The sequence below is a fragment of the Rothia sp. CCM 9419 genome, from assembly GCF_048512815.1.
In the GTDB taxonomy this organism is placed as follows: domain Bacteria; phylum Actinomycetota; class Actinomycetes; order Actinomycetales; family Micrococcaceae; genus Rothia.
Genome location: NZ_JBLXXY010000001.1, coordinates 292,222 through 316,282, shown reverse-complemented (window position 1 = coordinate 316,282; position 24,061 = coordinate 292,222). Strand labels below are relative to the sequence as shown.

The window sequence follows — 24,061 nt, the reverse complement described above, 5'->3', positions numbered from 1 at the left end:
ATAATGTTCACAAAAGAACTAGTCGTGTTTGACTTCCTCAATATATGCGTCTGGATCAAACGGAACATATTCTTGGTTAGGGGCAACACGGGATTCACGCTCATCAAGCTTTGAACCAAGAATACGGTTCATGATCAACGCAATAGCACCATCACCAGTCACGTTAGTTGCTGTTCCAAAAGAATCAAGAGCAATATACGTTGCAATCATCAAAGCAACCTGTTGATCGTTGAAACCAAGCATAGACTGCAAAATGCCAACAGCTGCCATAATAGCGCCACCGGGCACACCCGGCGCTGCAACCATCACAATACCGAGCATGCACACAAAACCAATCCACTGGCCCGTAGTCACATCAATATGCTGAGTGAAAGCAATAGCAATAGCAAAAGCTGTAATCTTTGAAGTAGAACCAGCGAGGTGAATTGTAGCGCATAAAGGAATAACGAAGTTTGCAATAGGATGACGAACACCGTTTTTAAGCGTCTGACGAAGCGTCACCGGAATCGTCGCCGCAGAAGAAGACGTACCTAGCGCTGTCAAATACGCGTCTTTCATTGTCCATACAGCGGTCAAAGGGTTTTTACCAGAAATAGCTCCGGCAATACCGTATTGGGTACCTAAAATAACAACTTCAAGAAGAAGTACCAGCACAACAACAACTGCCAAGGTTGAGATGACTTGAGCAGCTTCTCCAGAAGCACTCAAGTTCAAGAAAATACCAAAAATGTGTAATGGCAAAAGTGGAATAATAACGCGCATAATCAGAGCGTTAATAATTTCTCTAAATTCTAGAAAACCACGGCGCAACACTCCACGAGGAACAATAGAAAGCCCGATACCAATAACAAACGCAAGGATGAGAGCCGTCATGACGCCAAACGGTGGAGGCATCTGAATAGTGAAGTAACCAGAAGCCGCAGATAGCGTTTCTTCAGTAGCAGTAACGTTGTTAAAGGTGGAGGTGTCGATAAGTTTGGGGTACGCCAGCAAAGCAACAACAACCGTCAAGAAACCGGCAAACAAAGTAGAAGAATATGCCAAGGCAGCGGTTAAACCTAGCCATTTTCCTGCGCCTCGACCCAAATCACCGATAGCAGGAACAACAAGTCCAATAATAATCAGAGGAATAGAGAACGATAAAAATTGAGAAAAAATATCGTTATACGTATAAAAAATCCGAGAAATTTCTTCAGGAAGTAATTGGCCAAAAATCAGACCAAAGACTATTGCAAGAATAACCCAAGGTAAGATTCCATATTTTTTGAGCAGAGACATAAGCTTCATTCAGTTTAAGACGAGTATTGTCTCCAAAATCTTCCCACTAGTTCGTACAGCTTCCAGACAACACACTGCATATTCACCAGTTCTGTGGTTCAACTAACGAAGATTATGGGGTACACCGCGTAAAATCTCCGTAATCTTCATCCCTCCCCACAATTCCTCCACATCACAAAACCCCTAGAGCACACGCACCTTATCGATGAATATACGCTAGGGGTTTTGGTTCAAGACGGGAAGTGAAATTCTATAGGGATATTTCTACTTCCCCTAAGACTCTTACCATTTTTATGACTGAGCAAAAATCTCACGCATCAGCTCAGCAGCCTCAGACGGGGTTTTACCCACTTTGACGCCCGCGGCTTCAAGAGCTTCTTTCTTAGCTTGCGCTGTTCCAGAAGAACCAGAGACAATAGCTCCAGCATGGCCCATTGTTTTACCTTCTGGAGCGGTGAAACCTGCAACATAACCTACGACAGGTTTTGTGACGTGTTCTTTGATGAACTCTGCAGCGCGTTCTTCAGCGTCACCGCCAATTTCACCAATCATCACGATTGCTTCAGTCTCAGGGTCAGTTTCAAAGGCTTCTAACGCATCGATATGTGTTGTACCGATGATGGGGTCACCGCCAATACCGATACAGGTTGTGAACCCAATGTCACGTAGCTCAAACATCATCTGGTATGTCAAAGTACCGGACTTTGATACAAGACCGATTTTTCCTTTTCCGGTGATGTTTGCGGGAGTAATACCCACCAAAGATTCTTCAGGGGTGATAATACCGGGGCAGTTTGGTCCAATGATTCGAGTCACCATCTTGCCGTTTTCATCAACAGAGTTCTTCGCATGTGCCCAGAATTCTGCAGCATCCTGCACCGGAATACCTTCAGTAATAACCACAACTAACGGCATTTTTGCGTCAATAGCTTCAATGACTGCGTCTTTAGAAAAAGCTGGAGGAACAAAAATTACGGATACGTCTGCGCCCGTTTTTTCCATAGCTTCAGCAACAGTGCCAAATACTGTTAGTTCAATATTTTCGCCCTGTGCGTTCTGATGCGAAACGGTGCTTCCTGCTTTGCGGGCGTTAACGCCACCGACAATATGAGTACCAGCAGCAAGCATACGAGCGGTATGTTTCGACCCTTCAGCGCCGGTGATACCCTGAACGATGACTTTTGAGTCTTTGTTCAAAAAGATAGACATGTCTTATGTACCTTCTAAGAGTTCTGTGTTTGAGATGATGCGTAGGCAAGTTCTGCGGCACGAGCTGCGCCGGAGTCCATGGTTTCTTCTTGATACACAAGAGGGTGATTAGCTTCTGCGAGGATACGTCGTCCTGCTTCAACGTTATTTCCATCAAGACGTACGACTAAAGGCTTAGTCGCAGAATCGCCAAGAATTTCCAAAGCACGTACAATACCCTCAGCCACAGCGTCACAAGAGGTGATACCGCCAAAGACGTTGACGAAGACAGATGAAACTTGTTCATCACCGAGAATGATATCTAGTCCAGCTGCCATTACTTCAGCTGATGCACCGCCACCGATGTCTAAGAAGTTTGCAGGTTTGACATTTCCGTATTGTTCGCCAGCATATGCCACTACGTCCAAAGTCGACATCACAAGACCAGCACCATTACCGATAACGCCGACTTCGCCGTCGAGTTTAACGTAGTTGAGGTCGTGTTTTTTAGCTTCTGCTTCAAGGGGATTTTCTGCGGTTTTGTCGACTAACCCTTGGTGTTCTGGTTGGCGGAACTCTGCGTTATCGTCGAGAGAAACTTTTCCGTCGAGAGCTAGAATTTTTCCGTCTTCGGTTCTTACCAGCGGGTTTACTTCAACGAGAGTTGCATCTTCTTTTTCAAAGACAGCGCCAAGTTGCGTCAGCACTTCTGCGACAGGGGTTTGTAGCTCTTGGGAGAATCCAGCAGTTTTAACAATGTTGTGTGCGGTGTCTAGGTCGAGACCAGTTGTGGGGTTGACCTCAACTTTAGCAAGCGCCTCGGGGCGTTCTTTCGCTAGCTGCTCAATTTCCATACCGCCTTCAACGGAGCACATCGCGAGGTATGTTCTATTGGCGCGGTCAAGGAGAAGAGAGAAATAGTATTCTTCTGCGATTTGTGCCCCTTGCGCAATCATGACGCGTTCAACGCGGTGACCTTTAATATCCATCCCGAGGATGTTTTGGGCGTGAGTGTATGCTTCTTCTGGGGTTTTTGCGACTTTGACGCCACCGGCTTTGCCGCGTCCACCAACTTTTACCTGTGCTTTGACGACGGTTACTCCGCCAATCTTTTCGGCTGCTGCTTTTGCTTCTTCAGGTGTTGTCGCGACGATGCCTTCAAGCACGGGCACTCCGTGCTTTTCAAACATGTCGCGTGCCTGGTATTCAAACAGATCCACTAGATTCCTTCTTCGTTGAAGTAGTGCTGGCAGTGATGCATGCCAGCGTTCTTTCTTCTTGGATATTGTTTCTACCCCACTAAAGAGAGGTAGAGCACAATATCTTCTTCAAGACACTTTAGCTCAAAGGAGGAATAGATGCAGGTCTATGCGACAAGAACCCCTATTTTCTTCTTAAAACCTTGGCTTTGACTAGTAGATAATCAATTCTTAACTTTTTCAATAGTGTCAAGTAACGTCACTAAGAATGGTGCTGTTGTAGAAGAACGTGGAACCATTAGATATTCAAAACGGTCGATACGCCACAACATGAGTTCAGCTTCGCCCACGTTACAACGCCACCCCATCCCAATATCAAATAGTTCTGGTGTAGCGTCATCTTCAAAAGTGACACAGCGGGCAAGCACTTCAGGAGCTTCTTCACCAGATAGCTCAATAACAGTTCTATTGGCAGATACGTCGAGGACAAGCCCCGGTTCTGAGCCGAGGGCACGATCTAGGGCACGCCCCAATTTTATGGGGTCTACGTGAGTAGCGATGAGGAAAGTATCCTCATGAACCCACAGAGCTGCCACAATTTGACGCGTACCATACAGGATCTCTCGTGCTTGAGAATCCCCCGTAACTTCACCGCGATGACGAGGAAAGTCGATGCCAAGCACCTGAGACATGCGTGCCGCAGCAACAGAGTCTGGTGCAACTTGAATACGTACCAATGTTAACGACGAAATTTCTCGAACCTGCACGCTCGTATCGCTTACAGCATTCATTGCTTCGGTGAATTCAGAAGCAACAGAAGGCACAGTATCTCGTTCAGGCATCAGTAATCCTCCACAATGACGGTGAAAACTCACCCCTATTTTATCGGTATTCTTCACGGCGTATCGTCAAACCAACAATCGCACCGAAGATTATGCACACAGCTAATAAATTACCTAAAGTTTCTTTAACGGCGCATAGCGCAAGAGGAGGCGTTTTTCTTCTGAACCAAAACGCACCTTTGCAACGGTTTTATCTCCGCTTCCTTCTAAGGCAACAACTTTTCCTTGACCAAAACTTTGGTGCAAAACCTCTTCCCCAACGGTTAGTTGAGGTATTTCTTTACGCGGCTGAACACGAGAGACGTTGACGCGACGAGCCGCTTCACGAAGCCCCGCACCCGAGCTCTTGTGAAGCCCTGTTCCAAGAGCTTCCGTGCGAGGGTGAGAGGAGGTGGTAGACACGGCGTTGAAGCCTTTTCGAGCCCATTCAATAAGGTCTTCAGGAATCTCTTCAATAAAAGGAGAGGGAGGGTTCATCTGACTTTGACCCCAAAGCGAACGACTCTGCGCGCGTGTAATATACAGTTTCTGTCGCGCTCGTGTCAGACCGACGTACGCTAGTCGGCGTTCTTCGCTCATTTCTCCTTCATCGGTCATCGCCCGCTGGTGTGGAAAGATTCCGTATTCCATTCCAGTCAAGAACACCACCGGAAATTCTAGGCCTTTAGCAGTGTGCAAAGTCATCAACGTAATGACTCCTTGCGCGCGTGCTTGTGCTACTTCTTCAGCAATTTTTTGGGCACTTGCGGCCTGTTCGTCTGTGTTTTCTGGGGCGGCCGGTATTTGGTCAGCATCTGCTACGAGAGCAACGTGTTCGAGGAAATCCGCCAGAGATGCCTCGGGGTTATCGTGTTCGAAGTCTTGGACTGCTTCAACCAATGAGGAGAGGTTCTCAACACGAGATTCGTCTTGGATGTCTTGGGATTCTCGTAGTGATTGTAAGTATCCGCTTTGTTCTAGTACAGCTTCTAAGCAGTTTGCTGGAGAGGAGGATTGAACAAGCGTTGAGAGGTCTTGGATGAGTTGTACAAAAGAGGCAATTTTTTTCTGTGCAGCTGCACCGAGTCCTGATATTTCTGAGCATTGGGTGAGAGCTTGCATGAAGGAGCACCCTTGACGAAGTGCATAATCAGCCACGAGGCCTTCACTCTTTGCGCCGATACCACGTTTAGGGACGTTGAGAATACGGCGAGTGTTCACGTCGTCATCAGCGTTGACCATAATTCTTAGGTAGCTTAGAACGTCTTTAATTTCTTTGCGTTCGTAGAAGCGTGTACCGCCAACGACTCGATAGGGCAGGCCTTCTCTCATCAGGGCTTCTTCTAAGATACGAGATTGCGCATTGGTTCGGTAGAAAATTGCGACGTCTCCGGGGCGTATCCCGTGTGATTCGTAAAGACGGTCAATCTCAGCTGCAATATATCGCCCTTCACCATGCTCATTTTCGGCAACATATCCAACAATTTTTTCGCCTTCTCCAGAGGCTGTCCAAAGTTTTTTGGGGCGTCGGTCTTTATTTTTTTCGATAACGGCGTTAGCTGCCGAGAGGATATTCTGTGTTGAACGGTAGTTCTGTTCAAGCATGATGGTTCGAGCGGAGGGATAGTCTTGTTCGAAATCGATAATATTGCGAATATCGGCTCCACGAAACGCGTAGATGGACTGGTCAGAGTCACCGACGACGGTGAGTTCTGCTTCGTTTTTGCCGACGAGTTCTCGTACGAGAGCGTATTGTGCGTGGTTAGTATCTTGGTACTCGTCCACCAAAATATGTTTGAAACGTGTTCGATAGTATTGAGCGACTTCTGGAACTGTTCGTAGAAGATGCACGGTCTTTGAGATGAGGTCGTCGAAGTCTAGGGCGTGAGCTGCTTGGAGTCGCTGTGTGTACCCGTTATAGACTTGTGAAACTGCCCGGTCAAAGGGGTTCGCGGGGTTCATCGTCGTTTGAAAATCATAAGCTGTGATGAGCTCATTTTTTAGTTGACTAATCCGTGAGGCAATCGCTTTAGGCGCTATTTTTTGAGTATCTATTGCATAGTTTTTAGCTAAAGTGGTGATGAGTCTCAGCGAGTCTGCAGAATCATAGATAGAGAACGTCGTCTTCATATCTAGGTGGGATGCTTCTTTACGTAAGACTCTCACACAGAAGCTGTGGAACGTAGAAATCCACATACGGCGCGCAGATTCTCCGACAAGTTCGATAATTCTCTCACGCATTTCGGCGGCGGCTTTGTTGGTGAAGGTGATCGCAAGAATTTCACTTTCATAGGCTCGGCCCGTTGCCAGCAAGTAGGCAATGCGATGAGTCAAGACACGAGTTTTTCCTGAGCCAGCACCGGCAACAATCAGAAGCGGTTTCCCTTGATGGATAACAGCTTCATGTTGTTGTTTGTTAAGACCTTCTAGAAGATGATGGGCTCGGTGATTCTCTGGGGCAGGTTTACGATGAGAGGTTTCAACACCGTATCCACCACTTTGGTAGGACGGTGGCAGGAAATCTAACTCTGCAATATCTTGAGGTACGTCAAGGTTAGGAGTAGGTTCTTCAGTCGGTTCCCAGAGGGGCTCGTCGAAGATGGGTTCTTCGTATGTAAAGATGGCAGGCTCCTCTAGGTGCGGAGCTGGAGCAGCATGTTTTTTGGTGTGTTTCTTCGTGCCAGGAGTTAGGCTCTCATCATCAAATAAGTATTCCATCGTGTGAACAAGTCTATCTCGTACACGTGTTCGATGAAAATAGGTAGATTCTTATGATGTTGCGAATATCCGTTAAAGATTCAATAAACCGCCTTGAGCTGAACTCATTCACGCACATGGTGTGCCAATACTTCATCCGTAGAGAAGTTTCTTTGTGCCCTCGAATGGATTCGAACCATCGACACCCGCTTTAGGAGAGCGGTGCTCTATCCCCTGAGCTACGAGGGCCAAACTTTATTTAATTATTCCTGCTAAGGGACACACTATACCAACAAATTCTTAGGTGAACTACAGGTTCTTTTTCTTCTTACGGAAAATCATCTGAGCGACGACTAGGCCGATGACGATGCCGATACCGCCGGTGATAGAAACCCACATGGCGGCGTTGCCAAGGCTCATTGCCATGAGTAGACCAATGAGAACACCGGGGACTCCTCCGGCAATCATTCCAACTGCCATGTAGGTAAATTCTTGGTCAGAACCGTTGCTGGGGCTTTCAAACTGAGTAGACATAGTCCTATCTTAGCGTGGATATAGAAATGCGACCCCTGCTGGTCGTACGAGGGTCGCATCACCCGAATAAAATATTCGGTGAGATTTCCTAGATCAGGAAAAGTTATGAATTGTTCACCCAGTAGATGACCAGAGGTGAACTCATAATATTCATGTAGGAGGGGAACATTATAACTGTTCCCCTCACTAGCATGAGTATGTAATTTTTAGAGGCCTGCGTAGGTGTAGTAGCCGGAGACAGGCATGAGTCCGCCACCGTCAACAGCGGTGAGCTGAGTACCCTGAGATGGGTTGAGAGCGGAAATCATCTGACCGTTACCGACGTAGATACCCACGTGTGCGAAGCCGTTAGTGAAGACGATGTCGCCTGGCTGTGGGTAAGCAGTAGGAACAAGCTGACCAACCATTGCGTAGGTGTAAGGGGTCAAGTTGATGCCTGCACGTGCGTAAACGTTAGATACGAAGCCGGAGCAGTCCCAAGCTTTGTAGGAGCGTCCACCCCAGATGTATGCACCGCCGATTCCATCGTATGCAGAAGCAAGAACCTGAGCGCGTACGCCTGCAACATTAGTTGCAGAAGACTGTACAGCAAGACGAGGTGCTGGAGCAGGTGCTGGAGCAGGTGCTGGAGCAGGTGCTGGTGCAGCGGCTGGAGCTGGCGCTGCAACGGGTGCAGGTGCTGGAGCAGGTGCAGCTTCTACAGCTGGCGCAGGAGTGCTTTCAACGGTAGCGCCCCAAGTGGTGATGTTCTCGTAAGAAACTTCAGGAGTGGTGTAAGTAGTAAGGGTTGCTGAGTAATCAACAGGAGCAACGGTGTTTGCTACACCGAATGCGTTAGCAGGTGCAATAGAGCCTGCTAGAGCGGCACCAGCAACAACAGCGATACCTGCGTTGCGTGCGATGTTAGATTTCTTTGGTGCCATGTGGCGTGCAGTGTTAGCCATGTTTATTTTCCTCCATTGCCTCACGAGGTAAGCTGTCGGGTTCGAGTAGAAGGTTCACTCGGTTACTGATATTCCAGTAACTTCACCCCTAGGGCTCTTCATCTAAGAACCCAAAAGGATGGGTCCCCCGCTTCTGCCAAGCATGTCATGATGTTTTCGTTACCTCAGTGTGAACAGTGGCAGAACTAGGCGATCTGTTCTGAGGGTGCCTCTCCGACCAGTGATTGGCACGTTGAAAACACTACTACACCTTCAACTCAAATGTCACGTTTTGGTTACGAAAACATGTTTTTGTCTCACGAGGCGAGCCCACAAAAACACATTAAAGCCACGGCAAATCATGTGGTATTTTTTCTTTTCTTGCTCTAAAAACCTATTTTCTAGTGCAAACAAAGGCTTTAAGGGTTTATTCAACACAGGAGAACCAACATTAAAAAGGTCACGAAATGATTAAAAAAATATACGAGGTATGTCTCACACCCGTGTCCTTTTCGTGACTTTTGCCCCAGATAGACCCCTCGAAGCATCGTCAGCACCAAAAAATAAAGGCTCAACAAGCTACCTGCCAACAGCAACAAGAGCCATAGAGAAGCATTAAAAAGTTGAGGTGGGGTACCCTCCACAGGAGTACCCCACCTCAACCAGATAAAAAGCTTCCACATATTCGGACAAATCCAAGGAGGCTCTTACCGATAAGAAGTTCAACCACTCATCAGTATCCTGCCTTGTATCAAAAGGTGCTCAGCGTTCTCCAAAAGATATCTACCGCTTGACGATAATCGCTTCAGCAACATCCGCAGAAAGTGTCACTTCCTGATCCTCACCATCAGCACGGACAATAACAGCCCCTTGTGGTGCAGATGCGATAGAAACCGTAGCACCATAAATAATGCCCGCATCCCCTAGACGACTCATCAATTCAACGTCAGTTTGAATAAACTCGGGGAAACGAGAAATCGTGAAACGATCTTCTACACGAGAATCTTTAGCCGCAATACTCATAGAGACAGTGCGTTCATCGTTATTTTCGCTCTTCGCTCCCAGCTCTTCAAGACCAGGAATAGCATTTCCATACGGAGAAAATTTTGGATTATTGAGGAGCTCAACTAAGCGACGTTCAACACGCTCACTCATTACGTGTTCCCAACGGCAAGCTTCCTCATGGATATACGCAATGTCTAAGCCGATGATATCGGCTAACAAACGCTCTGCAAGACGATGTTTACGCATCACTTCCACAGCCTTTTTACGACCCTGCTCTGTTAATTTCAAAGAGCGGTCAGAAGAAACCTCGACAAGACCATGTTTCTCGATGCGAGCAACAGTCTGCGAAACGGTTGGGCCAGAGTGTTCTAAACGCTCTGCAATACGAGCGCGCATAGGGACGATGCCCTCTTCTTCTAGTTCAAGAATAGTCCGTAGATACATCTCAGTAGTATCAATTAGGTCAGTCATATGTCCTAACTCCCTTCTCTGGCGCCAAACCAGTGAGCAAATAACTCTTAACCTGAGTATATATGCACTTCACGTTGTAGGGCGAACAGGGGATACAACCCTTCATGAATATGACAAATCTATAAATTTTCGCTGTGCTCACCACACAATGAACATGCCATAGAAAGTAACGCTCAAGACCTCAGAAAATATTATTCCTTTTCAGAGAATGAAACGCTCTCTTTTCTTCAAGCAAGGCACAATAGAACATAACCGGACGTTAAAACCGGTGTCAGTACGTATACGGTGAGTTCACCATGATTTGGAGAATCAGTGACACAGTTTCCTTCTATCCCAGTCGATATGCTTCCTCAGGACGGACGTTTTGGGGCAGGCCCTTCAAAAGTACGCCGTGAGCAAATTTCAGCTCTCACCCGTGCAGCTGAGCTTCCACTTCTTGGAACATCACACCGACAAGCACCAGTTAAAAATCTTGTTGAAGAAATTCGACAGGGCTTATCTCACATGTTCAACGCGCCAGAAGGCTACGAAGTCGTGCTCGGTAACGGTGGGGCAACAGCTTTTTGGGATGCGGCAACTTTTGGGCTCGTCAAACATAAAGCTCAACATCTAAGTTTTGGAGAGTTTGGTTCTAAATTTGCGCAGGCAACCACAAAAGCTCCTTTTCTAGAAGAATCTTCCATTATTGAGGTGCCTGCTGGTAGTTGTCCATCTGCTCAAGCGGAACAAGGCGTCGATGTGTATGCGTGGCCTCATAACGAGACTTCTACAGGCGTCGTAGCACCAGTTATTCGCCCCGAGGGTATCAGCTCAGAGGCATTGGTTGTTATTGACGCAACAAGTGCCGCTGGCGGTATTGACGTTGATTTATCTCAAACAGATGTCTATTACTTCTCCCCTCAAAAGAACTTTGCTTCTGATGGAGGATTGTGGGTAGCCTTCTTCTCTCCAGCAGCTATTCATCGCGCATATGAAATTGCTCAGTCTGGACGCTGGATACCTGATTCGTTGAATCTTGTCACGGCAATCGAGAACTCTCGAAAAAACCAGACCTATAACACCCCTGCACTGACGACTTTGGTGATGTTAGCGGAGCAGATTCGTTGGATTAATAACAACGGTGGCTTGTCCTTTGCTGCTGGACGTACCGCAGACTCTTCGCAGAGAGTTTATCAATGGGCAGAAAATTCTTCCTTTGCAGAACCTTTTGTGCAGAACCCTGCAGAACGCTCTCAAGTGATTTGCACTATCGATTTTTCAGAGCAGGTTGATGCTTCGTATGTTGCGCAAGCACTTCGTCGTAACGGTGTTGTGGATACTGAGCCATACCGTAAACTTGGACGAAATCAGCTACGTGTTGCAACTTTCGCGGCGATTGATCCAGAAGATGTTTCAGCGCTCTTAGAATGCATTGATTACGTTGTTGCTCAAAAGAGTGCGTAACCGTTCATAATGTAAAGGTTCTTAAAAAGTATTTTGAACCTTGATATAGGTCTTTTTGGGGCGCTGTCTGATGTTCAGACAGCGCCCCAAAATTTAGAGAGGAAAGCATCGATAAATTATCGTGGCTGCTGAATTTCTAGAGCTGTTGTCACAGGGTCAAGAGGTTCTTCTTCGGTACGTTTGAAAACAAACTTCGTTTTTCGAGAGCGGTCAAAAACGAGTTTGAGTTTTTCTGAACGGTAGTACCATAGCAGCCCAATAAGACCTGCCAGAATACCTGATAATGCTGCAATACCAAGACCCCAACGCGCACCCCAATGGTCGTTGACGAGGCCAACAAGAGGTGCCCCGACGGGCGTGCCGCCTAAGAAAACTGCGATATATAAACTCATGACTCGTCCACGCATCTGTGGTTCAGTCGTGACCTGAACGTATGCATTCGCTGAAGTAATAATCGTCAAGGCGCAAAGGCCCATGGGTATAAGTGTTATGGAAAAGAACAGCAGGTTAGGAGAAAGAGCCGCGCATAAGGCAGACAGCCCAAAGGCTGCTGAAGCCCCAAAAATAAAGCGCAGGCGAGGACGTTCTCGCCGTGCGGCGAGGAGAGTTCCAATGACAGAGCCGATGGCCATAGTGGAGTTAAGAAAGCCGAATTCTCCAGCACCTTTATCAAACTCTGTTGTTGCCATTGCCGCGATGTTCATTGCGGAGTTAAGCCCGAAGGTTCCCACCAGAAAAACTGCTACCATCACTGCCAAAATATCGGGGCGTTTTCTGACGTATGCGACGCCGTCGCGGATACGTCCGGTTGAACGATCCGCCCGAGGAGTGGGGCGAAGCTCTCGAGTTCGAATCAACGAGATTGCAGCAAGCATGATGAGGAATGTTGCAGCGTTGATGAAAAAGACTGGCCCAGTACCCAAAAGAACAACAAGAATACCGGCACATGCTGGGCCGATAAGACGTGCAGAATTAAAGGATGTGGAGTTGAGGGCTACAGCGTTAGGCAAGTCGTTATCGTGAACGAGCTCAGAAACAAAGGTTTGGCGGGCAGGAACTTCGAGAGAGACGATGATTCCAGCGACGAGGGCTAATGCGTAAACGTGCCAAATTTGGATGTGCCCGCTCATCACTAAGAATCCTAGTGTGAGGGAGAGAATGCCCATTGCGCTTTGTGTCGTGTAGAGCAGTTTTCGGCGGTCTAGCCTATCTGCAAGGACTCCGGCATAAGGTGCTAAGAAGAGTTGAGGGCCAAATTGTAAAGACATGACGATTCCGAGTCGAGTGGAATCGTTATTAGAGAGTTCGTTAAAAATCAGCCAGTCTTGAGCAGTATGTTGCATCCATGTTCCGATGTTGGAAAGGAATGCTCCGATAAACCACAGTCGATAGTTAAAAATCCATAAAGAACGGAAAGTAGGAGATTTGCCATGTACCGGTTGGGGCCCGTTGCGTTCAGTTGTGAGCGTTGTTGCAGGGGGTGAGGAGGTTTTCTCCTGCGGGAGAGTTTCGGCGTGTGGAGTTCTCTTACTCGTAGAAATCAGTCCTTAGATGTGTGTGGTTATTGTGCGTCGTTGAGGTCTTCAGTTTCGGTGGTGTCTTCGAGGTCGGCGTTTTCGGCGTTTTCTTCTTCAATGGCGCTCATGCGCTCAGACCAAGGAACCCATGCTGGGGCGAGGAGTGCATCGTCTCCGGGGATAAGTCCTACTTCGCATACGGTGGCGATTTTAGAACGCGGTGTTCGAGAAAGTGTCGCAAACCAGAACCAGCCTCGGTATCCGGACATCGTGCATTCAAAGAGGTGTGTGGTGAGGCGTTCTTCTTCTCCACGTAGGTGGTGAACGATACCGATGTTTTCTGCGGAGGTAATCTCTTGGATTCCGGCGAGCGCAATATCTTTTGCTTGAGCAAGAACGGTATCGACTTTGCTAGTTCGACGTCGTTTAGTGGGTGCACCTAGTGTTGGTTCTGCAGTCTGGGTGGTTGCAGGAGGGTGTGCGTTGCTGTCATCGTGAGGGTGTTCAGATAGGGCGGAGCTATGCTCTTCTGAGGTGGATGGCTCCGCGGGGATTGTATCGTTCTTTATCTGTTGGGACATACCTTCTATTAAAGCGTGAAATGAGAAACTTTGCTCGGTGTTTGGTTGATACGGTATGTATATGACTGAGAGTTCTCCCGTAATGTCGTCTTCATTGGCGGTTTCTATTTTGAGTTTTTGTGGTGCTCTATGCACTGTTCTTGGGGTGTTAAGCGGCGTTGTAATGTTATTTCTCATATGGCTTAGAGGTGAGGCTCCTCATGTTTTGACGTGGGGTGCGATGGTGCTGTTGCCGGTGGGGTTTTTGAGTTTGGTGATGTCTCTTGTGGTGGCTATGGTGGGGCGTAAAGCGCAAAGAGGACATTCAAAGTCTTAGCAAAGAGTCAGCTTATATATATCTGTCTTTCAGCAGACTCCCAGCTTTAAGAGTGAGAATAAGACCGTGAACACAAATCAACCTGAAGCAAAATTACTCGTCGTTGACGATGAACCAAACATCCTTGAATTACTTGCAACCTCACTCAGGTTCGCCGGCTTCGAGGTTGTCACTGCATCTAACGGTCGTGAAGCACTCGAAAAAGCAGAGAGTGAAAACCCTGATTTAGCGGTCCTTGACGTGATGATGCCCGACCTTGATGGATTCACCGTCACTCGCAAACTCCGTGCAGCAGGAAGGCTCTTCCCCGTTCTCTTCCTCACTGCTAAAGACTCCACCGAAGACAAAGTCGCTGGGTTAACAGTAGGTGGAGACGACTACGTCACGAAGCCTTTTAGCCTTGACGAAGTCGTTGCACGTATCCGTGCGGTATTACGCCGAACACATCAAGGAGAAATAGACGACTCCCGTCTACGCGTCGGAGATCTCATCCTCGACGATGATGCACACGAAGTATTTCGAGGAGACCGAGAGATTGACCTCTCCCCCACAGAATTCAAACTACTACGCTATTTAATGCTCAACCCAAACCGCGTGCTGTCCAAAGCTCAAATTCTTGACCACGTTTGGGAATATGACTTCAACGGGGACGCTTCTATCGTAGAGTCTTATATCTCCTACCTACGTAGGAAGATTGATAATATTCCAGATCAGCCACCAATGATTCATACCAAACGCGGCGTTGGGTATCTCTTACGCACCGCAAAATAAACGTGAGTTATTGTGACTAAGATTCGTCAAAAAATAGGACAACTGGGCGCGCTCTCTTTGCGTACCCAGTTGGTTCTTTTAACTAGCTTGCTCTTAGCCCTAGCAATTTCAGTAACCTCGTTGGTTGCTATATCTGCTCTACGTGGGCAAATGATAGAACAACTTGATGAGGAGATGAGTTCAAACGCTCAAACTCTCACAAGTTATCTCACAGAAGGACCTCATCAACCCAGCACGAGTTCTCTTCTTCGGTATCAAGCGTATCTTTTAGATGACCAAGGAATAGTGCTCTCGTCTTTGGTGGGAGCATCATCCATTCAAAGTTCGACACCAGATCTTTCGGGCTGGACGCATGAGAAGGTGTCCCGTTTTTCTCATAAAGGAATCACCGTTAAATCTGTTAACGGTAAAGCTGAGTGGCGTATTCTCCCCATTGATTATGGGGACCTTGATTATTCTGTCATTATTGCTACACCATTGAGACAAACGCATGCGGTGGTTGCACTAGTTGCTATTTTGACGCTCACTTTTGGTGTAGCAACGCTCTTTGCCTCAGTCGCTATGAGTTGGGTCATGGTAACAAGAGCATTTGAGCCACTAGCTCGAGTTGAAAAAACAGCCGCACGTATCGCGGCAGGTGACCTTTCACAGCGTATGGAAAAATACAACCCATACACTGAAATTGGTCATCTTTCAGCCTCTCTCAACACTATGTTGAGCCATATCGAAAAAGCCTTTGAGGTGCAGAAAAACTCCGAAGTGAAGATGCGTCGTTTTGTGGGCGATGCTTCTCATGAGTTAAGAACTCCTCTCGTCTCTATTCGCGGGTATTCTGAGCTATATCGCCAAGGTGCTTTACAAAGTGAAGAAGCTGTAGCAAACGCCATGAGTCGTATTGAAGCAGAGTCGAAACGTATGGGGCAATTGATTGAGGATTTGCTCACCCTGGCTCGTATTGATGAGCGTCGCGAGTTAGAGAATCGCATTATTGATCTTCTTGATTTAGCTCAAGACGCATCCCATGACGCTTTTGCCACGTCTCCAGATAGAACCGTTCAAGTGGTTGGGCTATCAGAACACACTACCCCTGAAAGTGCTTATGTGTATGGAGATGATTCTCGCTTGCGACAAGTCATTGCAAATCTAATGACTAACGCTATTCGCTACACTCCTCAGGGCTCACCTCTTGAGATAGCAGTCGGAACAGTCAGCACGGAAGACGGTCAGCAATTCTCTCAGATTGAGGTTCGAGACCACGGACCAGGTATCCACGGTGAAGACCGCCAGAGAGTTTTTGAACGGTTCTATCGTGCTGATACTTCGCGCACTCGCGAAACGGGAGGCACGGGGCTTGGTCTGGCTATTGTTGCCGGTATCGTTGCCCAGCATGAAGGACAGGTTGAGGTCTTAGAAACTACTGGCGGAGGGGCAACCTTCAGATTACGCTTTCCCAGCTACACTGGAGATGGCGTTTCGCGTGAAACATAAATTTCACATCTGCGTCTGTGGATTATTAGCTCATACCGCGTTAATAGCACCTGTTTATCCACAATTTTCCTAATGAGCTACTGAGATGACGTCTATCTCCCTAATGTAAAAGTCAGAAGATACGTTCTTCTACTTCGTTATAGAACATTTTTAGGAGACATCATGGCACAGTTCCTTGTTGACGCAGAGATGATTAGCCAGAAAAGCGCCACGGCACGCGCACAAATTGATTCGATTATCGCAGAAGTTAATGGGCTCACCAGTTCCTTACAAGATTTAGAAGGTTCTTGGACTGGTGCTGCTTCACTCAACTTTCAAGGTGTGCTTGCTCAGTGGAGGGCAACACAACAACAAGTAGAGCAGTCTATTGCTCACATTAATGAGGCGCTCTCACGTGCAGGTGTTAATTATGCTGATACAGAATCAGCAAACGCTGCCATGTTCCTCGGATAGTAAGCGCAGGGGCAGGAACGCTACCAGCTCTAGGCTGTAGTGTTCCTGCCCTAACTTAATCGTGATAAAGCTTAAGGTATTTCCCCAGAATTTTAGGGTTCTTGAGGGCACACGGTATCTTGCCGTGAAGATAACACCCACCCTAACTCACTCGTAGTATCTTGAGTCCATAAGCTGGTACGTATAACCAGAACGTGGCGAGTCCTTACACGAGACAAAAGACGAATCACAGAATCGCCCAGCATCTCACAGCTGATAAAAGTTGGTTCGTCTTGCGCATAAAAAGCACGTGTACGATATTCCACGGCGAGTGAACGTTGTGTGTGTATCCCCTGATATGTCACCCACCAGAAGTTTTCACCCAATACTTTTTCTAAATACTGTTCCTGCTCATAATAGTGAGGCTGATACAGGGTCTGTTCATAGCCCTTAACGAGTTCAAGAGCATCCTCAATGTTTAAGGTTTCTCTTTCTTGACCGTGAAGGGCAGAGGTAGCCTTCTTTTTTTCTTGTGGCAGAGGAGTCTTTTCATCTGCTGAGGGCAAGTCAAGGTTGAAGCCCGGTCCAGCAGGTGTCGGTGTTCCTTGTTGAAACGACAGGGCAGCATCTCTAGCTCGAGTATCTGCAGCCTCATTCATATCTTGCCCAGAGTGCCCTTTAACCCACACAAATTCGTAGTCCCGCCCTTGCATTGCTTGGTCAAGCGCTTGAATGAGCTCTTGATTCTGAACGGGTTTACCGTCTGCTTTCTTCCACCCTTTTTTCTTCCACCCTGGCAACCATTTAGTCACCGCGTTAATGGTGTACTGAGAATCACAAAGAACTATAAGTTTACGTTCAGGAAGGTGCGCAGTGGCTTCAAAGAGTTCGAGTACCGCCCGTAATTCACCCTGATTATTTGTTGCGTGCTCCCATCCACCTGCTGACCAGTTATCGGGGTCGATATACCACGCCCATCCAGCCGGTCCAGGATTCATTAATGCTGACCCATCTGTTGCGGCAATAATCTCTTGTGTCATTTCAACAAGACCTTCCTCAAGGACGTAGATTCTTCACACCCTAGCTTATCCGCTCTTATGTGTTTCTGGTGCTACCGGTGTTCAAACATAAAAACATCTAGAATAGCCTGTATGAGCGCATACCCACAGACAGATCGACAATCTGTTCATCTATATATGTTGCCGTCAGCGATTCTTCGCTCAGGACACGGCATCACATGGTTGTCCTATGTTGGTATCGCCGAACAGACGAAAGCAGCCCAGTATCGTAACCCTGAGGATGCACTCAATTACGCCGCGCAACAAACCCTCATGCGGTGTATCGCCGCATGCGCATTAGATATTCGCCCCACCCACGCCGCTCATATTCCTGTCGATAGGACATGCCAACTGTGTGATCCAAAAGCAACACATGGAAAACCGCGGATTTCTGGTATTAACTTCAATATGTCACGAAGCCACGGAATGGTTGCCGGCGCATATTTTGCAGAAGACAGTCAAGATCCACAGGCTCAATTACTCGGCATCGATATTGAAAGAATGCGCGGAAATCTCCTCGACGGATACGACAAAGTCACTCTCACCGAAGAAGAAAAAACTATCATCGCCGAATGCCCAGAAGAGAACCGAACATTATTAAGGTTGTTACTGTGGACAGCTAAAGAAGCCGTCCTCAAAGCTACCGGACACGGACTTGTAGCAGGCCCCCAAAAAGTTCAGGTGAAACTTCTCGACCCGCCCCAAAACCTACTCGATATCTCTGGCTATAAGGCGACGGGAACTCTCAACATTGAGGGGTACCAACAACAGTTTTATCTGCACTGGTTTGTGCAAGGTGAATTTGTCATAGCCGTAGCGACAAACCAAGACCGTACAGTCAAGGCACACCCCGTTACCAAGCCCTACGACATCAAGCAAAGTATTCCGTTATCCCCACAACGTGTCAAAACGCTATAAGTCTGTTGCCGGCTCACACTATGAAGATACGGTCTTGATATTCAAGGCCTGTCCAAAGGAACCGAGCTTAGTTCCCGTCTCACGGTGTTCACTATCTGGGGTTGAGGCTTTGACGAGTCCAGCTCCTGCAAATAATGTGATGTGCTCAGGTTCAACCTGAGCACATCGCAAAACGAGCGCCCATTGTCCGTCTCCAGAGGGGTCCATCCAGCCTACAAGACCGCCGAAGAATCCTCTTTCGAAGCTTTCTAATTCGCGGATAACCTGACGTGCCGTATGTGTTGGGTAGCCACAAATTGCAGGAGTCGGGTGGATAGCTCGAGCGCCGTCTAAAGCGCTCATACCATCTTTGAGACGTCCTGTAATTTTTGTGGCCAAATGCCATAGTTGCGGAGTGTTAATCAGTTGTGGAGTTGCCGGAACATGAAGTTCTTCGGTCACTGGCGATAGGCATCTTTTGATATCGGCAACAACGGTAGCGTGCTCTGCACGGTCTTTAGCTGAGCGCATGAGTGCTTCACCGATTTTTGCGTCTTCGGTGCTCCCGATGGGAGCTGTGCGGGGTGAGCTTCCGGCGAGAGGGAAGGTGGTAAAGACTCCGTCTTCGACGCCAAATACAAGTTCTGGGGAGGCTCCCATTAAGTAGCTTTGGTCGGAGAGTTTCATCGAGAACACATAGGCGCGTGGTTGTTGTGCCCATAGGTTATGGTAAATATTCTCTAATGTTGGGCGGTCTTCTTCGTAGTAGACATGAAGAAGGCGGGAGAGCACCACTTTGTCGAGTTCTCCGTTGTTCATTTTTTCGACAGCTCTCCCAACATTCTGGCGGTATTCGGGGTTGTCGATACCCTCAATACGCGTTGGGTTGGGGCAGGTTTTTTCTTGAACTGTTGGGGCAGGTGTTCGTTCAATCGTTTCGGGAACGTATAGAAGTGCAGGTTCTTGAGGGTCAAATGGGATGACTCCGATAACGCCAGTTCCGCGTTCTTGAGCACGTTTGAGAGCGTCTTTTTCGTTAACTGGTTCTAGCTGTCCGAGTGCTCTGAGGCAAGTGTCTCCATAGGTGAATTGAAAGGCAGGGTACTCGTTTGTGGGCATAGGTTATGGTGTTCTTTCTATCGAGACGGGGACGGTTAGCATGAGGAAGCGTTGATTCCCCGATCAAGGTTTTAGAAGGTTGCCCCACCATCAACGGTAAGGCTTTGCATGGTGACGTGTTTAGCGCGTGGGCTTAGAAGGAATGTTGCGACTTCTGCGATGTCTTCTGGTTCTGCGATACGTCCTAGGGGTATTCCTAAACGGTAGTTTTCTAATGATCCTTTAATAGGTGTTTGACTGAGGTCTTCGCCGTTCCATGAGTCGGTGACCATGGGAGTGCGTGTTGTTCCTGGGCATAGAACATTTGCGCGGATTCCGTGTGGGGCAAGTTGCAACCCAAAACTTGTTGTGACTCGTGTTGCGGCAGCTTTTGACGCTCCGTAAGCTCCAAATTCGGCGCGTGGTACGTTTGCAGCGTTTGAGCTGATAGTGACGATACCTCGACTGTTTGTCGGGTCTTGTGGTTGTTGTTCTATCATGTATTGGGCAACTTCTCGAGTGACTAAGAATACCCCGTCAGCGTTGACGGCATGGACGGTGCGCCATTGTTCTAGGGTCGTTTCGAGAAGAGGAGCAGCATGAACAATCCCAGCGCAGTTAATGAGTCCTTGTACTGGCTGGTGACGTTGACGAAGGTAATCTCCTAGATGTTGTACACAGGTTTCGTCGGTAACGTCTAAAGGGTAGTATTCACATTTTTCAGTGGGGTGTTGTGTGTTTGAGAGTATTTGTTCTTGTGTGTCGCAGGCAAGAACGGCGTAGCCTTCTGTCAGAAGGTGTTGGGTGACGGCTGCGCCGATGCCACCGCAGGCGCCGGTAACAATGACAAGTGGTGTTGTGGTATTCATGGTGGTTAGTCCTGACGAGATAATGCTGTCAGAATGTCTTGGGTTGAGGTGACGATACCGCATCGTTGAGCAACATAGTCGCAGGCAAGTTCGTGTTCTTTTTGGCTGAAATCAGCAAGGGCATCAGCGGTGAAGAATACTTGTATGTCGCGCATAAATGCGTCAAGAGCGGTAGTCATACAACCGATGTGTGCGTAGACTCCGGTGATGATTAGTTGGTTTCTGCCACTGAGTTTGAGGTCTTCTTCGAAGGTGCTTTTTGCGAAGGCTGAGTAACGCCATTTGGTGAGGACGGTGTCTTGTTGGGTAGGCGCTAGTGCGGGAATAATTTCTGCGTCAGCGTCTTCTTGTAGCCCTTCGCCCCAGATGTCAGTCAATAGTGCTCTATCATCGGGATGTTGGCGTGGTGGCTGTGCCGTGTAGTAGACAGGGATTCCGCTATCTCGTGCAGCGTTGATGAGGGCAGAGGTGTTGTGAATAGCCTGTTGAATTTGTCCTTTATTCTCGTCTTCAAAGATGGAGACAAAATAGTTCTGCATATCGTGGACGAGCAACGCGGCTTGATGTGGGTTAAGTTCCCATGTGGCACGTTTTTCATACGGGGTATACCTATACGTATAGGTTGGTATTGTTTTGAGAGACATTGTATGTACCGTCCTTTTCCTGCCAAGAGTGTGAGGGGCGGAGAAAACCCCTCTACATGCTATTTAGGTTTACCTATGTTTTCAATACAGTAAACCTAATTTATGGTTCTTTACATGCTTTATCACTACATGTACGGTTCAAGGCAGGCAGCTATAATCTCATGTCTGCACCATGCACCCACAACAACCGATACGCCGTAAGTTGTTGTGAATTTTTATCGCAACACCCACGTTGGGTGCTCACCTCAGGCTAAGAAAACAAAGTCCAAAGAATCGCAAGAAAGTTATTCTTATTGTTGAGCTAGCTCATTGAGCAACTTATCGTAATGTGTATCAATAGTGGCAAGGGTTGAGGTAATAATCTCGGCAGGAGTCTCGTATCCTTGCTGTGCCCACATGGTAAATACCGCCAAGCATCCTTGCAAGTGATAGTTTGCAAAGAGAGAGAGCTGTTGAGCTGGAACAACACCTTTTAGAGAGCTCCAGAAGATATCAATATATTCACGTTCTAATCTATTGCTTAGCACCTCAAAGAAGCTTCCAGCGCCACGTTGGGTGAGGAGCATGCGGCAGACTTCTTTATTACCTTGCACAAATTGCATGAACGCACCAAACACTTCACGGCTATTCATATTTTTACCGTTAACAGGGTCTGGATCTAGAATACTGCTGAGCTCTGCTAGTGCACTTTCTTGAATTTGTGAGTAGAGTTCTGATATATCAGAATAGTGCGAGTAGAAAGTTGCGCGATGAATATCAGCTTTCTCTGCTAGCTCGCTAACAGTGATGGAGCTGAGCTTCTTGTGTTGCAATAAATCCGCTAGGGCAAGGTATAACGCTGATTGAGTTTTGCGTACTCGACGGTCAGCTCGTTGAACTTTTTTCATTTTAATATCTCCAAATCCTATTTGGTAAACACTATACGGCGTATTGTCTACTATCCTACATAATAAGACCTCGTTGGTCATTGCGGATTTTCTCACACCCCACGTAGGGTTTTTACGTAGGTCACCATGTCGAAACGGTAAGAACATATGATTGAATCGCTCAATAAAGCAGATAGACAAGCTGTTGCTCAGCTCATTAGCGACAAATACCATCATTTCGTACGCCGGCCATCCAGCACACCAGAAGAGCAACAAAGAGCTATACACCTCATTATCCGCAGGTTTAACCCCGAACAATCATTTAGTGTTCGTCGAAATGGCAAAATTGTTGGATTTGCTGTTGTCGAGACATCAGAATATCCTCACGCCTTAGACATCCCCTACGCTTCTATTCGCAAAGAATTTTCATACTTCAAAAGCCTTCTCTTTTGGATAGCACTACGAATATACCGTTCACGCAAAATAGAGATTGATGAGTACACCGCACGAGTAGAAATACTCCTTGTCGACCGCAATCACCGACGCCAAGGGGTAGCTACCGAACTTTTGGAAAAGATTCAAGAATTCGCACATGAAGAAGGAAAAACCTCACTCACCTTAGAAGTGCCAGAGGACGATATCGAAGCCCACACTTTCTTCAACAAGGTAGGGTTCACAACACTCAGTTATCGGCAACTCACCCAGTTCTTTCACCGGCTCGTACTCCCCACCGCACCTACAAAAACTTTTCAGCTATGCTATCCACTCGACGATTCAGAAGAATAATCTTGACGACGTAACAGAACCATCACCTCATAATGCTGAGTATGAGCAAACATATCTAGCACCCTGCCTTGCACTGGCTGATAAGAAGGCATATTCTGCAAATCTTTTATTAACGTCTTTGCATTACAGCTAGAGTACAGCACCGTATCAATACCAGATTGTTCTATCCACTGACAAAGAACCGCCCCGATACCGCGACGAGGAGGGTTCACCACCAACATCTCAGGTAAAGAGAACCCACGTTTCTGGCTCTCAAGGGCAAAGGCTGTAGCGTCCATTGCCTCAAAATGAGTATTGTTAAGACCCATATCTGCCACCGTACGATGAGCGCTCTCAATAGCTTCAGCACTAATCTCGATACCGGTCACACGAGCATCTGACGACATCACTTGTGCTGCGTGTATAGCAAACCCACCCACACCACAATAAAGATCCCATAGACTTGCTGGGTTACGCTCAGAAACCCATTCTTGTCCTTGACGGTATAAAGCTGCAGCAACAGAAGAATTCGTTTGGAAGAAGCTCTGCGGTCGTAAATGTAAGGTGATATCGTTCGCCGTCATTGCAAGAGTCTGGGCAGAGCTAAGAATAATTTCTTCCTCACCTTCAACTCGTGCAATCGGTTCGCGTAAAAGATTGACAGAAAAAACCCGAAGCTGCGGTAAACGTTCTTGAAGCCACGGTAAAGAACGTTTGATAGGAACAATTAACTTTTTAGAACGCAGAACGCAACGCACCATCAACTCCCCCGAAGAAGACGCTGTCATGAGAATATTTTTGAGCTCTCCTTTACGCGTTTTAATGTGGTAGGGAGTCAGCTGAGCCCGAGTAATAAATTCTTTAAGAACCGGCATAGCTTTTAACAAAGCAGGCTCGTAAAGAGGACATTGGCTCAGGTCAGTCCCTTGCCCAGAAGAACCATCAACGATACCGAGTACGGGGTGATAGCTGGTTCCAGAAACCACTATTTTTGCTTTGTTTCGAAAGTTTTTCTGTTGACTGAGAACAGCGTCGAGCCACTTAATCTGTGGGTATCCTGCCGCTAGTTCACGCATATGACGTTCTTTAGCGGAAAGTTGTTTTGGGTAAGGAACATCCAGTTCAGTGCACGAAAAACATTGGTGAGTATCAAAATAGTGGCATTGCATAGCTCAACTATCCTACCGGAGTCCTGACCGT

The 24,061-nt window shown here is 47.4% G+C and carries 23 protein-coding genes, 1 tRNA gene and 1 riboswitch; of the genes, 7 read left to right on the top strand and 17 right to left on the bottom strand.

Annotated features, from left to right (window positions below; all coding sequences use genetic code 11):
• Positions 1-18: 18 nt before the first annotated feature.
• From ACN08W_RS01550 to ACN08W_RS01510, 9 genes are all read right to left on the bottom strand, one after another.
• Positions 19-1,278, bottom strand: a complete 1,260-nt coding sequence (locus tag ACN08W_RS01550) for a dicarboxylate/amino acid:cation symporter (protein WP_419102680.1) — start codon at positions 1,276-1,278, stop codon at positions 19-21.
• A gap of 291 nt (positions 1,279-1,569) precedes the next feature.
• The gene (sucD, locus tag ACN08W_RS01545) at positions 1,570-2,487 is read right to left on the bottom strand and encodes a succinate--CoA ligase subunit alpha (RefSeq protein ID WP_419108618.1); all 918 of its coding nucleotides are present in this window, start codon (positions 2,485-2,487) and stop codon (positions 1,570-1,572) included.
• 14 nt (positions 2,488-2,501) lie between these two features.
• The gene (sucC, locus tag ACN08W_RS01540; protein WP_419108617.1) at positions 2,502-3,686 is read right to left on the bottom strand and encodes an ADP-forming succinate--CoA ligase subunit beta; all 1,185 of its coding nucleotides are present in this window, start codon (positions 3,684-3,686) and stop codon (positions 2,502-2,504) included.
• 203 nt (positions 3,687-3,889) lie between these two features.
• The gene (locus ACN08W_RS01535) at positions 3,890-4,507 is read right to left on the bottom strand and encodes a hypothetical protein (protein WP_419101007.1); all 618 of its coding nucleotides are present in this window, start codon (positions 4,505-4,507) and stop codon (positions 3,890-3,892) included.
• A 114-nt stretch (positions 4,508-4,621) separates the two neighbouring features.
• The gene (gene pcrA / locus ACN08W_RS01530) at positions 4,622-7,204 is read right to left on the bottom strand and encodes a DNA helicase PcrA (protein WP_419108616.1); all 2,583 of its coding nucleotides are present in this window, start codon (positions 7,202-7,204) and stop codon (positions 4,622-4,624) included.
• Positions 7,205-7,359: 155 nt separating this feature from the next.
• Positions 7,360-7,432 (bottom strand) — tRNA-Arg (locus tag ACN08W_RS01525).
• 60 nt (positions 7,433-7,492) lie between these two features.
• Positions 7,493-7,717, bottom strand: coding sequence for a hypothetical protein (locus tag ACN08W_RS01520; RefSeq protein ID WP_419108615.1), 225 nt, complete (start codon positions 7,715-7,717; stop codon positions 7,493-7,495).
• A 206-nt stretch (positions 7,718-7,923) separates the two neighbouring features.
• Positions 7,924-8,661, bottom strand: coding sequence for a C40 family peptidase (locus ACN08W_RS01515; RefSeq protein WP_419106619.1), 738 nt, complete (start codon positions 8,659-8,661; stop codon positions 7,924-7,926).
• A gap of 3 nt (positions 8,662-8,664) precedes the next feature.
• A riboswitch (cyclic di-AMP (ydaO/yuaA leader) is annotated at positions 8,665-8,822 on the bottom strand.
• 601 nt (positions 8,823-9,423) lie between these two features.
• The gene (locus tag ACN08W_RS01510) at positions 9,424-10,116 is read right to left on the bottom strand and encodes a metal-dependent transcriptional regulator (RefSeq protein WP_419102686.1); all 693 of its coding nucleotides are present in this window, start codon (positions 10,114-10,116) and stop codon (positions 9,424-9,426) included.
• A 342-nt stretch (positions 10,117-10,458) separates the two neighbouring features.
• Between ACN08W_RS01510 and serC the strand changes: the two genes are divergently transcribed.
• Entirely contained in the window at positions 10,459-11,559 is a 1,101-nt protein-coding gene (gene serC, locus ACN08W_RS01505) for a phosphoserine transaminase (protein ID WP_419108657.1), read from the top strand.
• Between the two features lie 116 nt (positions 11,560-11,675).
• Here the strand turns inward: serC and ACN08W_RS01500 are convergent, their stop codons facing one another.
• Both ACN08W_RS01500 and ACN08W_RS01495 read right to left on the bottom strand, forming a co-directional pair.
• Positions 11,676-12,944 (bottom strand): MFS transporter, encoded by a 1,269-nt coding sequence (locus tag ACN08W_RS01500; protein ID WP_419108656.1) that lies wholly within the window; start codon positions 12,942-12,944, stop codon positions 11,676-11,678.
• 176 nt (positions 12,945-13,120) lie between these two features.
• The gene (locus ACN08W_RS01495) at positions 13,121-13,657 is read right to left on the bottom strand and encodes a DUF3027 domain-containing protein (protein ID WP_419102687.1); all 537 of its coding nucleotides are present in this window, start codon (positions 13,655-13,657) and stop codon (positions 13,121-13,123) included.
• A 61-nt stretch (positions 13,658-13,718) separates the two neighbouring features.
• On the opposite strand from ACN08W_RS01495, the gene ACN08W_RS01490 reads away from it, so the two are divergent.
• From ACN08W_RS01490 to ACN08W_RS01475, 4 genes are all read left to right on the top strand, one after another.
• On the top strand, positions 13,719-13,973 hold the full coding sequence (locus ACN08W_RS01490) for a hypothetical protein (protein ID WP_419102688.1): 255 nt from the start codon (positions 13,719-13,721) through the stop codon (positions 13,971-13,973).
• Between the two features lie 66 nt (positions 13,974-14,039).
• On the top strand, positions 14,040-14,744 hold the full coding sequence (locus ACN08W_RS01485; protein WP_419102689.1) for a response regulator transcription factor: 705 nt from the start codon (positions 14,040-14,042) through the stop codon (positions 14,742-14,744).
• A gap of 12 nt (positions 14,745-14,756) precedes the next feature.
• On the top strand, positions 14,757-16,232 hold the full coding sequence (locus tag ACN08W_RS01480) for an ATP-binding protein (protein ID WP_419106620.1): 1,476 nt from the start codon (positions 14,757-14,759) through the stop codon (positions 16,230-16,232).
• A 162-nt stretch (positions 16,233-16,394) separates the two neighbouring features.
• Complete coding sequence (locus tag ACN08W_RS01475) at positions 16,395-16,685, top strand: WXG100 family type VII secretion target (RefSeq protein ID WP_419102691.1); 291 nt, start codon at positions 16,395-16,397, stop codon at positions 16,683-16,685.
• Positions 16,686-16,777: 92 nt separating this feature from the next.
• Here the strand turns inward: ACN08W_RS01475 and ACN08W_RS01470 are convergent, their stop codons facing one another.
• Positions 16,778-17,704 carry an RNase H family protein gene (locus ACN08W_RS01470; protein WP_419106621.1) on the bottom strand — a complete coding sequence of 309 codons (927 nt, stop codon included), beginning with the start codon at positions 17,702-17,704 and terminating at the stop codon, positions 16,778-16,780.
• 111 nt (positions 17,705-17,815) lie between these two features.
• Between ACN08W_RS01470 and ACN08W_RS01465 the strand changes: the two genes are divergently transcribed.
• A complete protein-coding gene (locus ACN08W_RS01465; protein ID WP_419102693.1) occupies positions 17,816-18,640 on the top strand; it encodes a 4'-phosphopantetheinyl transferase family protein in 825 nt (274 codons plus the stop codon).
• An 18-nt stretch (positions 18,641-18,658) separates the two neighbouring features.
• On the opposite strand, the gene ACN08W_RS01460 is transcribed toward ACN08W_RS01465, so the two are convergent.
• The 4 genes from ACN08W_RS01460 to ACN08W_RS01445 all read right to left on the bottom strand — a co-directional run bounded on the left by ACN08W_RS01460 (position 18,659) and on the right by ACN08W_RS01445 (position 22,117).
• Entirely contained in the window at positions 18,659-19,738 is a 1,080-nt protein-coding gene (locus ACN08W_RS01460) for an isochorismate synthase (protein WP_419108614.1), read from the bottom strand.
• 71 nt (positions 19,739-19,809) lie between these two features.
• Complete coding sequence (locus ACN08W_RS01455; protein ID WP_419106623.1) at positions 19,810-20,586, bottom strand: SDR family oxidoreductase; 777 nt, start codon at positions 20,584-20,586, stop codon at positions 19,810-19,812.
• 5 nt (positions 20,587-20,591) lie between these two features.
• On the bottom strand, positions 20,592-21,230 hold the full coding sequence (locus tag ACN08W_RS01450; RefSeq protein WP_419106624.1) for an isochorismatase family protein: 639 nt from the start codon (positions 21,228-21,230) through the stop codon (positions 20,592-20,594).
• 290 nt (positions 21,231-21,520) lie between these two features.
• Entirely contained in the window at positions 21,521-22,117 is a 597-nt protein-coding gene (locus ACN08W_RS01445) for a TetR/AcrR family transcriptional regulator (protein ID WP_419102697.1), read from the bottom strand.
• Positions 22,118-22,264: 147 nt separating this feature from the next.
• On the opposite strand from ACN08W_RS01445, the gene ACN08W_RS01440 reads away from it, so the two are divergent.
• A complete protein-coding gene (locus ACN08W_RS01440) occupies positions 22,265-22,882 on the top strand; it encodes a GNAT family N-acetyltransferase (protein ID WP_419106625.1) in 618 nt (205 codons plus the stop codon).
• Here the strand turns inward: ACN08W_RS01440 and rlmC are convergent.
• Positions 22,855-24,030, bottom strand: coding sequence for a 23S rRNA (uracil(747)-C(5))-methyltransferase RlmC (rlmC, locus tag ACN08W_RS01435; RefSeq protein ID WP_419106626.1), 1,176 nt, complete (start codon positions 24,028-24,030; stop codon positions 22,855-22,857). The two genes, ACN08W_RS01440 and rlmC, sit on opposite strands and share 28 nt — an antisense overlap.
• Between the last annotated feature and the right edge of the window lie 31 nt (positions 24,031-24,061).